The sequence below is a fragment of the Pseudobacillus badius genome (genome assembly GCF_002189605.1).
In the GTDB taxonomy this organism is placed as follows: domain Bacteria; phylum Bacillota; class Bacilli; order Bacillales; family Domibacillaceae; genus Pseudobacillus; species Pseudobacillus badius.
The window spans coordinates 569858-582763 of the sequence record NZ_MWMM01000002.1 but is presented as its reverse complement, the minus strand read 5'-3'; the positions used below and the strand labels follow the sequence as shown (position 1 = coordinate 582763).

Here is a 12906-nt window from a genome sequence, read left to right as displayed (position 1 = left end):
ATATGATCGACATCATCTTGCTGGTTTTGCTGTGCGCAGGCATTATCATTGGCTTAAAGCGCGGATTTATTTTGCAGTTTTTCCACATAGCGGGCTCGATTATTGCCATTATTGCTGCTCTAGCCTTGCGGGAGCAAGTAGCCCCTCTTCTCAAAGGCTGGATTCCGATGCCGCCGCTTAATGAAAATATATCATTTAGTCTAGTGGCAGACAGCTTTGAAGCTTTTTACTACGGAGCGATCGCCTTCATTATTATTTTTATTTTAGTGAAAATAGTTTTATCGGTGCTCGGTTCTTTCATAAATACTATTGCACATATCCCGGTACTAAGGGAAGTGAATAAAGTCGGCGGGGGAATTTTTGGATTTGTTGAGATCTACCTTGTGCTATTTGTGCTTGTGTATCTTGGCATGCTGCTGCCTTCCGGAATCTCGTCCATGATAGCTGATTCACTAATCGCCGATTATATGATCCATCATACACCTTATTTATCAGATGCGCTGAAAAATTTTGATCCGCTTACTCAATTAAACCGCTTCTCTTTTTAAAAGAGAAGTTTTTGTTTTGTCTGGCTTTTCTGTTACTATTAATAATGGAGAAAATGATCGATTTTGAAAGTATGGTGACGACAATGATCAATAAAAAAGACATTATCCGTTTACTGGAGAAGATAGCGATATATATGGAACTGAAGGGGGAAAATCCATTTAAAGTTTCCGCGTTTCGAAAGGCTGCCGCCGCCCTTGAAACAGACGATCGCAGCCTGGCGGAAATTGATGATATGACCAAAATTGCCGGTATCGGCAAGGGAACAGGAGCAGTTATCGAAGACTATATTCAAACCGGTGAATCTGCTGTATTGAAAGAGCTGCAGGAGGAAGTGCCTGCCGGTCTCGTTCCTTTGCTCCAGCTGCCGGGACTTGGCGGCAAAAAGATTGCCAAGCTATATAAAGAGTTAAATGTGGAAAGCATAGAAGATTTGCAGCAGGTTTGCGAAGCGAAAAAAGTGCGCGAATTGCCGGGCTTCGGCGCCAAAACCGAAGAGAAAATTTTGGCCGCCATCAAAGAAGCAGGCAGCCGCCCGGAACGGCTGCCGATTGCTTATATGCTGCCGCTTGCGGAGTCAATCGAACAGCAGCTTGCTGAGATGAAAGCGGTGCAGCAGTTTTCTCGGGCAGGCAGTTTGCGCCGCCTGCGGGAAACAATTAAAGATCTTGATTTTATTATTGCGACCGAGAATGCGGCTGCCGTAAAGGAACATCTGCTGAAAATGACCGGAATTAAAGAAGTCATTGCAGCGGGTGACACGAAAGTTTCCGTTGTGATTTCCGGCGACTGGGATGTATCAGTGGATTTTCGGATTGTGACGGCTGAAGAGTTCGCGTCTACGCTTCACCATTTCACCGGTTCAAAAGACCATAATGTCCGAATGCGCCAGCTCGCAAAGGAACGCAGAGAAAAGATCAGTGAATACGGTGTTGAATCTGCTGAAACAGGGAAAACAACGACGTTCCAAACGGAGGAAGATTTTTATCACCATTTTCAGCTGCCTTGGATTCCACCGGAAATTCGTGAGGACGGAACGGAAGTTGAACAGTTCCCGGGCTTCGGCCGGCTGATTCAGCTGAGCGACATTAAGGGAGATGTCCATATGCACACGACTTGGTCGGATGGCGCTTATTCCCTGGAAGAAATGATTGAGGCTTGTCGGGCTAGAGGATACGACTATATGGCAATTACGGATCATTCACGTTTTTTAAAGGTTGCTAACGGCTTGTCAGTTGAACGGCTTTTAAAGCAAATTGAGGAGATCCGCCAGCTGAATGCCCGATATAACGATATTGAAATCCTTTCTGGAATTGAAATGGATATTTTGCCGGACGGGACATTGGATTATGAAGATGATATATTGAGCCAATTGGATTTTGTCATCGCTTCTATCCATTCCAGCTTTTCGCAGCCTCAAGAAACGATTATGGCGCGGCTGAAAACGGCTCTTGAAAATCCTTACGTTGATTTAATTGCTCATCCGACTGGACGGCTGATTGGCCGCCGTGACGGCTATGCGGTGGATATGGATCAGCTTATCCAGCTCGCTAAAGAAACCAATACCGCCTTGGAATTAAATGCTAACCCGCATCGTCTGGATTTATGTGCCGATCACTTGAAAAAAGCCCAGGAGGCCGGAGTGAAAATCTTTATTAATACAGACGCCCATGCGATCGAGCATCTCGACTTTATGGAAGTTGGGGCCAAAGCAGCCAGAAAAGGGTGGCTTCGTCCGGAAACGGTTGTGAACACCTACAATAAAGAAGATTTTTTGGCTTTTATTAATCGAAACAAATAGGGAGGAATCCTGTTACGTGAATAAAAAAGTATTAAAAACCCTCGAGTTTGACAAAATTAAGCAGCAGCTTGCCGAACATGCGGCTTCCGGCTTGGGAAGGGAGCAGGCGGAAAAGCTGGAGCCGTCCGTTTCTTATGAAGAAGTGGTGCGACTGCAGGAGGAAACCGATGAAGCCTCTCGTGTACTTCGGCTGAAGGGACATGCACCGCTGGGCGGTATTTACAATGTTCGTCCGCAAGTCAAGCGGGCGCAAATCGGCGGCATGCTGAATGGGATGGAATTTGTTCAAGTCGCCAGCACCATTTATGCCGGCCGCATGATGAAGCAATTTATTCATGATTTAGTGGAAGAAGGAGAGGAATTGCCGATCCTGTCTGAAAAAGCGGAACAGCTTCCTGTACTGACGCCGCTTGAACACCGTATTAAGCATACAGTGGATGAGCATGGCGGGGTTCTTGATTCAGCAAGCGAAGCGCTTCGGCACATCCGCCAGCAATTGCGCGCCAATGAAAGCCGGATTCGCAGTAAGCTGGAGAGTTTAATCCGCGGAAGCAATGCACAAAAGATGTTATCTGATGCAATTATTACTATTAGAAATGACCGGTATGTGATTCCTGTGAAACAGGAGTATCGCGGCCATTATGGCGGCATTGTTCATGACCAATCTTCTTCCGGCCAGACATTGTTTATTGAGCCGGAGTCGATTGTGCAAATGAATAATCAAATCCGTGAGTTTAAATTAAAGGAGCAATTGGAAATTGAGCGGATTTTCACCGAGCTGACAGTAGAGGTGGAACAGCACGGAGAAGAGCTGTACTATTTGACCGGCTTGCTTGGAGAGCTTGACTTCATGTTTATGAAAGCGAAATTCGGCCGGACAATTAAAGGAACGAAGCCGCTCGTAAATAAGGACGGTTATATCCGCTTAAATAAAGCGCGCCACCCGCTTTTGCCGATAGAAGAGGCGGTTGCAAATGATATTGAATTCGGAAGAGAGTATACCACAATCTTAATTACCGGGCCGAATACCGGCGGGAAAACCGTGACGCTGAAAACAGTCGGATTAACGACATTAATGGCGCAGGCAGGCCTTCCGATTCCGGCACTTGACGGGTCGGAAACGGCTGTGTTCGGTTCCGTGTTTGCCGATATTGGAGACGAGCAATCCATTGAACAAAGCTTGAGTACCTTTTCATCTCATATGGTCAACATTGTGGACATTTTAAAGCAAGTCGATCATGACAGTCTTGTGCTGTTTGATGAGCTTGGCGCCGGCACGGACCCCCAAGAAGGAGCAGCGCTGGCGATGGCCATTCTGGATGACGTGCATAGCCGCGGCGCCCGGGTGATCGCTACTACTCACTATCCTGAGCTAAAGGCATACGGCTATAATCGTGAAGGTGTAATAAATGCGAGTGTAGAATTTAACGTGGAAACGCTCAGCCCAACATATCGGCTGTTAATAGGTGTGCCTGGCCGAAGCAATGCTTTTGAAATCTCCAGCAGACTCGGCTTGAATGACAGTGTTATTGAACAGGCTCGCGGTTTGATTGGGGCTGACACAAATGAAGTCGATCAAATGATCGCTTCCCTTGAGCAGGCCCGCCGAAAAGCAGAAGAAGAGGAACAGGAGGCGCGTGAATATTTACAGCACGCGGAACAGTTCCATAAAGAGCTGCAAAAGCAAATGCAAGAGTATTATGCTCATAAAGAGGAATTGGCTGAAAAAGCACGCAAGCAGGCAGCGGAGATTGTAGAAAAAGCCAAGGCTGAAGCTGAAGAAGTGATTCGCGATTTGCGGACAATGAGATTAGAGAAACAAGCTGATGTAAAGGAGCATGAACTGATTGAGGCAAAACGCCGTCTCACGGAAGCGGTGCCTGCTGAAGCAAAGAAACCAGTGAAGAAGCAGGCAGCGTCTTCCGAGCGGGTATGGAAGCCTGGGGATGAAGTGAAGGTGCTCAGTTTTGACCAAAAAGGCACGCTGCTTGAAAAAGCCGGAGACAAAGAATGGCATGTGCAAATTGGCATCATGAAGATGAAGGTGAAAGAAAGTGACCTGCAATTTATGAAGTCAGAGAAAAAAGCAGATCCGAAGCCGCTCGCTACAGTAAAAGGCAGAGACTACCACGTCAGTCTTGAGCTTGACTTGCGCGGCGAGCGTTATGATGATGCATTGGCAAGGGTAGAAAAGTATATCGATGATGCGTTGCTTGCTGGCTATCCGCGTGTATCCATCATTCACGGTAAAGGGACAGGGGCGCTTCGAAAAGGTGTCCAAGATTATTTGAAGAATCACCGGTCAGTGAAACGGACTCGTTTCGGCGAGGCCGGAGAAGGCGGCAGCGGCGTGACGGTCGTTGAATTAAAATAAGAGGGGCTTTGTGTGTATGAACCAGTTTTGGGAAAATGAATTTATACAGCTTGCCGGTTATTACAGCGTTGTGGTTGTCTGTATTACACTGTCGTTAGCCGTATTTGAACTGGTAACTAAATATCGCAATTGGGAAGAAATTAAAAAAGGAAATATGGCTGTGGCAATGGCAACAGGCGGAAAAATCTTTGGCCTTTCAAATATTTTCCGCCATTCCATTGCCCACAACGATAATCTCTTAACCATGATTGGCTGGGGAGCATTTGGCTTTATTTTATTACTGGCCGGTTATTTCATCTTTGAGTTTTTAACTCCCCGTTTCCGGATCGATGAGGAAATTGAAAATGATAATCGTGCCGTTGGCTTTATTTCTATGGTTATTTCTGTAGGGCTGTCGTATGTAATTGGCGCAGCCTTAAATTAATAAGGAGCATGAGATGATGGAAACACTAGCAAAGGTACTGCTCGTTTTCTGTGGCATTTTTCTTGCCATTGGTGTCATTTATTTATTATTTATTGCTTAAAAAAACACTTCCCTGGCGTCCGCCGGGGAAGTGTTTTTTCTTCACAGCTAGTCAGTCGGCATTTTAAACGGTGAAGAACGCGTGATCATTTGCTTGCCGTCTTTTACCTGTGACAGAAGGGAAAGGGAATCTGTCAAAAATTCAATGGTTTCTTCCATAAAAGGGCCTTTATTTAGCATAATGCCGTCAAATTCACTGCCAAAAGACAGGTCCGCCAGCTCCGATCGAGACGGAGTTCCTTTTTTTGCCAGAGACTCCAGCACCTGCGTCGCCAGAATAACGGGAACATGGGCAGCGCGGCATAGCGTTAAAATCTCTTTCTGGACAACGGGCAATTGCTCAAATCCTATTTCAATCGCCAAATCTCCTCTCGCGACCATTACGCCGAACTTTGAAAAGGTCAGTCCCTCTAATAGGATGTTTGAGAAGTTACGGACAGCTTCTCTTGTTTCAATTTTTGCGATAACAGCCAAGTCTTTTTCCGAAAAGCTGTGCATCAGCTGCTGCAGCTGCCGCAAATCGCCGGGACTATGTACAAAGGAGATTCCGACCATATCCGCATGCTCACAAATAAACACCAAATCTTGTTTGTCTTTTTGCGTCAGGGCAGCAACGTTTTCGTTCACCTGGCAGTCAGGAAGATTGATCCCTTTGTTTTCTTTAAGAGAAGCCTGCGTATCGGGGAATAAAATTTCGATGTCGATAAACTCATTGTTTCGTTCCCTTACTGCTGCCTGGATTTTTCCATCATCAATCAATACCCGGTCTCCTTGTTGAATAGCAGCAAATGCTTCTGGAAGCGTCACTGGAATACCCGCTGTTGTGGATTCAGTAGCGGGATGTCCTTCTATATCATCACGCAAATAAAGCCTGACAAAATCGCCCTTTTTCACCTCGATCTGGACAGGTGATGTCTCAAGGTGTCTTACCAGCAGCTCCACTTGTCCATCTGCACTCTTGAATGTCGTCTGCTCATTGATATAGGCTGTTTCCTCAAGAGTGACGGCTAAACCGGCAGAAGAAACATCCGTAATAAGAAATTGTCTTTTCTTATGGCGGCTATCTATAAAATAAAGAGGCTCCCCTTGCTGAAAAGAATGCCACTCCTGATGAGAAGAGGCGTAAATAATAAAATCATGTTCTTCGTTCATCAAGTGGCTGCCCGCTGTTGGGTTCCAGCTTATAAAGCCTTTTTTTGCCCTTAAAGGCTGCCCGTATTGATTCTTTTTAATGCCTATCTTTAGGGGATAGGCTACTTTTTTGAGCGGTCCGATTCTAATTTTCGGTCCCGCCAGGTCCATGTAAATTTGACATCTTTCTCCCTCGTATAGCCCTTTCCTTCTTAAACGGTCTTCAGCGCCGCGAATGGCTCTGATCAGCTTTTCCCATGCTGCTGCTTCGCCATAGGCGCAGTTGATTCGGGCAATGGACATCCCGTTCAACAAAAAACGTTCAATCACAGAAGCGGTCATTTGGGTGTCTAAAGTGACCATGATATGCGGAGATTCTGTGCGGTGTTTTTTTCCTAAGACAATCTCCTTCCGCTTCTTGGCAAGCTGTAAAGGTGCTTCCCGGTAGGCTGGATAACGGGGAAGAAGGATGCCTAGATTTGAACAGAGCGTGTGCAAGCTTTGGATCATATGCTGATTCGAACTTATACAAAGCCCTTTATGGCGGAGAGCGGCTGTAAATTCGGCGTGAACATTATTTTTGTAAGCAAGATAGGCTTTCAGGTTTTGTGCGCTGAATGTGTGGCGGGCACGCGGATATGAAGCTGAAACAGCAGCAGCTTCGTTCAGTGCTGTCTGATACAGCGACCAGGCCGTGTTCGCTAATTCAGTGTGCGAAAAGTGGTGCATGATCCATCCACCTCAATATAAAAAAGGATTAATAATGAATTGTATTCTTCTTTTAAGAGATAGGTGCAAATCTTCTTTGTAAGAAGGTTAGGCCAACAGTTGCCGGGCGGCGCTTACTCGATATCCACAAACCGCTTATCATGAGGTTGTTTCGGAGTAATAATTCGCAACAGCCCGTTTTTATAGGTGGCGTGTGTATCCTTTTCGGAAATAGAAAATGGCAGTGTGAGGCACCGTTCGATTTTCTGAAGAGATTGTTTCCTGTGAGAGTAAACCTGTTCATGATGGATCGTTGTCATATCAGAGTGCTCTACTGCAATCCGCAGCTGGTTGCCGAGAACTTCCACTTGAATATGCTCCCGCTTATGTCCAGGGAGGTCTGCTTCAATAATCATGTCAGATTCCGTTTCATACCATTCAACAGGGAAAACATTCTGGCTAAGAAAAGAGTCTAAATGCTTCAACGATTCATCGAAAAACGAGTCAATAGATTTTACGAAATGATGAAATGAGCCGTTAAAAAGCCCTGGCAGATTGTTTTTTTCAAATCCCATTTGTAACTCTCCTTCCTGCTAGTTATCATTAACAAATTATGATAAGAAAAGAAAAATGCGACTGTGTATCAATGAAGGTGCGTTGAAAAAAGTGCGGTGTAAGGCGAACGGTTCTTTTTACAGCGCATGAAACCTTCTCTTCAACCAATACTAAGAAGAGGAGGTGATGAGATGATTAAAAAAGCAACATGCATGCTCTTTTTATTTTTATCAACTTTTCCTGTTATCTCTGGAGCACAAACCCTTACTATTACAGGTGAAAATTCAAGTGAAACCATTGCGCGCAATCAATTTCTGCTCTCTCCGGCAGATGAGTCCTTTGTTGACTTGAATAAGGTGCAAGAGCTGGTTAACCGTTTAAATAAGCAGGTGTATAAACACCCCGTGAATGCAACGCTCAATGAAAGAAGAGAGATTGTGCCCGAAAAAGCGGGGGCAGCTCTCGATCAAGAAGCATTCGTCAAGCAATTTTATGCATTTTTCTATGGGAAGAAATCTGCCTCCATAACGCTCCCAATGAAGGAGGTTCACCCGCGGGTGAATAGCGAGCTTTTGGCGGAGATCAGTTCAAAGGAAATCGGCCGTTTTACCACCTACTTCTCGAAACGCAATAAAGAGCGTTCCTATAACATCCTTTTGGCGGCGAAAGCGATCAATAATCATATTGTTTTCCCGGGAGAAAAGTTTTCTTTCAATAAGGTGGTCGGCGAGCGTACAGAGAAAAAAGGATACAAGCGCGCCCCTGTGATCATTAAGGGAGAGATGGCAGAAGATATTGGGGGCGGTATCTGCCAAGTGTCGTCAACATTGTTTAATGCGGTTAACTTAGAGGGCATAGAGATTGTTGAGCGCTACTCGCATAGCAGAAAAGTACCGTATGTGCCGCCGGGAAAAGACGCGACTGTCAGCTGGTGGGGACCGGATTTTGTATTTAAAAACGAATATGATCATCCAATCATTATTCGGGCAGCATCCTACGACGGGAAAATGATCATTCGGGTATTATCATCGGAAAGTGCAAAAATAAGGAGAAGCGGAAAATAAAAAAAGTTTCAAGTTCGATTTTCTATTCTCCTTTTACTGGAGGAACAGCTGCTGGCAAGGCTTTGCTTTTCCATTTGGCAAAGCCTTCTTACATAGTTTATAATTGAGGAGAATATTTATAATATTCAAAACGAACGGGGAGGGATGGAAATGAGTATTCGGCCTTGGCTTGCGAATTATCCAGAGGAAATACCCGCTTCACTTACCTATGAAGAACAGCCGGTGCAATCATATTTAACGAAGACAGCCCAACAGTACCCTAATAAAACAGCGATCCACTTCATGGGGAAAGAGCTAACTTTTCAGGAAGTGTATGAATCTTCTTTGAAGGTTGGCAATTATTTAAGGAAACTCGGGGTGAAAAAAGGAGACCGGGTAGCTATCATGCTTCCTAATGGTCCTCAGGCAGTCATCAGTTATTTCGGGGTGTTATATGCAGGAGCAGTCGTTGTCCAAACGAACCCGCTGTATACAGAAAGAGAAATTGAATATCAAATGAAAGATTCTGGCTCCATCGTCATTATTACACTGGATGTTTTGTACCCTCGCGTACGGCAAGTCATAAAGAATACACCCTTGCAGCATATTATTGTAACCGCTGTCAAAGACTATCTTCCTTTTCCAAAAAACATCATTTACCCTTTTATACAAACTAAGCAAACAGGGTTAAAAGTCCACGTGGAGGAGCGCGGAACAAATCATGAATTTAAGCGCATTATTGAAACCGAGCCGGCGAAAGAAATAGACCTTCCCTTTCACTTTGATGAAGACCTTGCACTTCTTCAATATACAGGAGGAACGACTGGTTTTCCGAAAGGAGTTATGCTGACGCACAAAAACCTTATAGCCAACACGTCAATGTGCGCTGCATGGATGTACAAGTGCAAAAAAGGAGAAGAAGTGATTCTCGGGGTGCTTCCCTTTTTCCATGTGTACGGCATGACGGCGGTAATGATTCTCTCTGTGATGCAAGCGTATAAAATGGTGCTTCTTCCTAAATTTGATGTCAAAACGACCTTGAAAGCGATTGAAAAGCAGCGGCCTACCTTGTTCCCAGGCGCTCCTACTATTTACATCGCTTTGTTGAACGACCCGGATTTAAGAAAGTATGACCTATCCTCCATTCGTTCATGTCTAAGCGGCTCTGCACCTTTACCAGCCGAAGTACAGCAAAAGTTTGAGAAAGTCACCGGCGGAAAGCTTGTGGAAGGGTATGGGCTATCGGAAACCTCCCCTGTTACTCATGCAAACTTTTTGTGGGATTCTGAACGGGTAAAGGGCAGCGTTGGCGTTCCATGGCCGGATACAGAAGCAGCCATTTTATCTCTCGATACAGGAGAGGTGCTGCCTCCAGGAGAAGTTGGAGAAGTGGTTGTGAAAGGGCCTCAGGTAATGAAAGGTTATTGGAACCGGCCTGAAGAAACAGAGATGACGTTTAAAGACGGCTGGCTGTTGACCGGTGATGTCGGTTATATGGACGAAAATGGATATTTCTTTGTGGTGGACCGCAAGAAGGATATGATTCTTGCAGGCGGTTATAACATTTACCCGCGTGAAGTAGAGGAAGTATTGTATGAGCACCCGTCCATTCAAGAAGCAGTAGTCGTAGGTGTCCCTGATGCTTACCGGGGGGAAACGGTCAAGGCATACATCGTCTTAAAAGAAGGACATTCCGTAACCGAAGAAGAATTAAACCTATTTGCCAGAGCCCAGTTAGCGGCCTACAAAGTACCGAGAATTTATGAATTCAGAACAGAACTTCCAAAGACAGCCGTTGGAAAAATTTTAAGACGTGCGCTGATCGATGAGGAAAAGAGAAAACAAGAAAAAACAAGTTAAATGGAATAAAAAAACAGCTTGTCCCCTCTTGACTCCTTCAGCATAAAACGGTAATATAAAAACATGAATGAATAGTCATTCATTTTGTTGATACAGAGACAGTAGGAGGGGGCAGCCTGTGAAACGAAATAAACCAAAATATCACCAGATCATTGATGCCGCTGTTGTAACGATTGCAGAGAACGGCTATCATCAAGCCCAGGTTGCAAAGATAGCCAAGCAAGCGGGAGTAGCAGATGGCACCATCTATTTATACTTTAAAAACAAAGAAGACATATTAATTTCGTTATTTGAAGAAAAAATGGGAAGTTTCGTCAAGAAAATTCAAGAAGCTTTAGCAGGAAAAACGGAAGCGGCGGAGAAGTTATTATTATTGGTCGATCATCATTTTTCCATATTGGCGGAAGACCGCCATTTAGCCGTTGTTACCCAGCTGGAGCTCAGGCAGTCAAACAAAGAGCTTCGCTTGAAAATTAATGGAGTGCTGAAAGACTACCTCCAGTTAATTGACGAGGTGTTGAAGGAAGGTGTCGAAAAAGGGGAATTCAGGCCTTCACTCAACATTCAGCTTGCAAGACAAATGATTTTCGGTACGATTGATGAGACGGTTACGACCTGGGTGATGAATGATCAAAAATACGATCTTCCAGCGCTTTCTTCTGAAGTAGGGGAAATGCTGCTAAATGGATTTTCTATTCGCTGATTGATATTCGGCACAAGGGGGATGGTGAACAATGGGATACATATCATGGAAAAGAGAAGGCCGGACGGCGGAAGTGCTGATTCAACGGCCTCCGGCTAATGCTCTTTCGAGTTCGCTGATCGCTGACATTGAGCAAGCGTTCAACGAGATTGAGCAGGATAACGAGGTGCGAGTCGTATTGATCAGCGGCGAGGGAAGATTTTTTTCAGCCGGCGCTGATATTAAAGAGTTTACGACGGTACAGAGCGGAGAAGAGTTCTCGAAGCTTGCTGCCCGCGGACAGCGGGTCTTTGAGAGGATTGAGAATTTTTCGAAGCCGGTGATCGCGGCGATCCATGGAGCAGCGCTTGGCGGCGGGCTGGAATTGGCGATGAGCTGCCATATCCGCCTGGTTTCAGAACAAGCTAAGCTTGGTTTGCCAGAACTTTCTCTTGGACTTGTTCCTGGATTTGCAGGGTCGCAGCGTCTTTCTCGTTATGTGGGCACAGCAAAGGCAGCGGAATTGCTGCTGACAAGCGAACCGATTACTGGAGCTGAAGCGGTACAGTGGGGGCTCGCTAATCATGCCTATCCGGAGGAAGAACTGCTTTCTAAAGCCCGTGAAATGGCGGCTAAAATTGCTCTCAAAAGCCCAATCAGCATGAAAGCAGCCATTGAGTTGCTGAATTTTTCAAAGCATGCGGAGTATTACAGAGGGGTAGAAAGAGAGGCGGAGCTGTTCGGAGAAGTATTTGATTCTCAAGATGCCAAAGAAGGCATCGGCGCATTTATTGAGAAGCGGCAGCCGGTATTCAAGGGGTAAATTATTTTTGTAAAAAATATTTGCAATCTTTCAAATGGACAGAAAAGAGCAAAGCAGGAGGGGAAATTATGAATATTTATGTACTTCTGAAAAGAACATTCGATACCGAGGAAAAAATTAGCGTGGCAAACGGCCAAATTCAGGAAGATGGCGCGGAATTTATCATTAATCCTTATGATGAGTATGCCGTCGAGGAAGCGATCCAAATTCGTGACGACAAAGGCGGAGAAGTGACAGTTGTTTCTGTCGGCAACGAAGAAGCAGAAAAACAGCTTCGGACAGCCCTTGCTATGGGAGCGGATAAAGCAGTGTTAATTAACACTGAAGACGATGTCGAAAATGGAGATCAATATACAACAGCGAAGATTTTGGCTGAGTTTTTAAAAGATAAGGAAGCGGATCTAATTATCGCTGGCAACGTAGCCATTGACGGCGGCAGCGGACAGGTTGGCCCGCGTGTGGCCGATTTGCTCGGAATGCCTTATGTCACAACCATTACGGAGATTAAAATTGAAGGTGAAAGCGTTCACATCGTCCGCGATGTAGAAGGAGATTCAGAAAAAATTGAAACAAAGCTGCCGCTTCTCGTTACAGCCCAGCAAGGGTTGAACGACCCGCGCTATCCATCGCTTCCAGGGATTATGAAAGCGAAAAAGAAGCCGCTTGATGAATTAGAGCTAGATGATCTTGATCTTGATGAGGATGAAGTGGAGGCAAAAACAGAAACGATTGCCGTATTCTTGCCGCCGAAAAAAGAAGCGGGCCGTATTCTCGAAGGAGAATTGAGCGATCAAGTACAGGAACTGGTGAGTTTACTGCACAGTGAAGCAAAGGTCATTTAAAGGGTAAACAGGACAGGA

11 protein-coding genes are annotated in these 12906 nt (G+C 45.2%); 9 read left to right on the top strand and 2 right to left on the bottom strand.

The genetic code is table 11. The features are described 5' to 3' along the window. Window positions 1-2: 2 nt before the first annotated feature. The 4 genes from B1A98_RS06045 (at window position 3) to B1A98_RS06030 (ending at window position 5145) form a co-directional block, all read left to right on the top strand. Entirely contained in the window at window positions 3-548 is a 546-nt protein-coding gene (locus B1A98_RS06045) for a CvpA family protein (protein ID WP_041097620.1), read from the top strand. An 83-nt stretch (window positions 549-631) separates the two neighbouring features. Beyond that, on the top strand, window positions 632-2347 hold the full coding sequence (polX, locus tag B1A98_RS06040; protein ID WP_063385837.1) for a DNA polymerase/3'-5' exonuclease PolX: 1716 nt from the start codon (window positions 632-634) through the stop codon (window positions 2345-2347). Between the two features lie 16 nt (window positions 2348-2363). Further along, window positions 2364-4721 carry an endonuclease MutS2 gene (locus B1A98_RS06035; RefSeq protein ID WP_041097618.1) on the top strand — a complete coding sequence of 786 codons (2358 nt, stop codon included), beginning with the start codon at window positions 2364-2366 and terminating at the stop codon, window positions 4719-4721. 16 nt (window positions 4722-4737) lie between these two features. Further along, window positions 4738-5145, top strand: coding sequence for a DUF350 domain-containing protein (locus B1A98_RS06030; protein ID WP_041097615.1), 408 nt, complete (start codon window positions 4738-4740; stop codon window positions 5143-5145). 147 nt (window positions 5146-5292) lie between these two features. Here B1A98_RS06030 and B1A98_RS06020 read toward each other — a convergent pair whose 3' ends face one another. Both B1A98_RS06020 and B1A98_RS06015 read right to left on the bottom strand, forming a co-directional pair. Next, window positions 5293-7104, bottom strand: a complete 1812-nt coding sequence (locus B1A98_RS06020; protein ID WP_063385427.1) for a pyruvate kinase — start codon at window positions 7102-7104, stop codon at window positions 5293-5295. A 113-nt stretch (window positions 7105-7217) separates the two neighbouring features. After that, window positions 7218-7658 carry an Hsp20/alpha crystallin family protein gene (locus B1A98_RS06015; protein ID WP_063385428.1) on the bottom strand — a complete coding sequence of 147 codons (441 nt, stop codon included), beginning with the start codon at window positions 7656-7658 and terminating at the stop codon, window positions 7218-7220. A gap of 171 nt (window positions 7659-7829) precedes the next feature. Between B1A98_RS06015 and B1A98_RS06010 the strand changes: the two genes are divergently transcribed. From B1A98_RS06010 to B1A98_RS05990, 5 genes are all read left to right on the top strand, one after another. Next, window positions 7830-8702, top strand: coding sequence for a VanW family protein (locus B1A98_RS06010; protein ID WP_223661903.1), 873 nt, complete (start codon window positions 7830-7832; stop codon window positions 8700-8702). A 150-nt stretch (window positions 8703-8852) separates the two neighbouring features. Further along, a complete protein-coding gene (locus B1A98_RS06005; RefSeq protein WP_063385429.1) occupies window positions 8853-10541 on the top strand; it encodes a long-chain-fatty-acid--CoA ligase in 1689 nt (562 codons plus the stop codon). A gap of 118 nt (window positions 10542-10659) precedes the next feature. Further along, window positions 10660-11244: a TetR/AcrR family transcriptional regulator gene (locus B1A98_RS06000; protein WP_041097609.1), complete on the top strand. Its 585-nt coding sequence runs from the start codon at window positions 10660-10662 to the stop codon at window positions 11242-11244. Between the two features lie 31 nt (window positions 11245-11275). Continuing rightward, window positions 11276-12046: an enoyl-CoA hydratase gene (locus tag B1A98_RS05995; protein WP_041097607.1), complete on the top strand. Its 771-nt coding sequence runs from the start codon at window positions 11276-11278 to the stop codon at window positions 12044-12046. Between the two features lie 68 nt (window positions 12047-12114). Next, window positions 12115-12888: an electron transfer flavoprotein subunit beta/FixA family protein gene (locus tag B1A98_RS05990; RefSeq protein WP_063385430.1), complete on the top strand. Its 774-nt coding sequence runs from the start codon at window positions 12115-12117 to the stop codon at window positions 12886-12888. Window positions 12889-12906 lie beyond the last annotated feature (18 nt).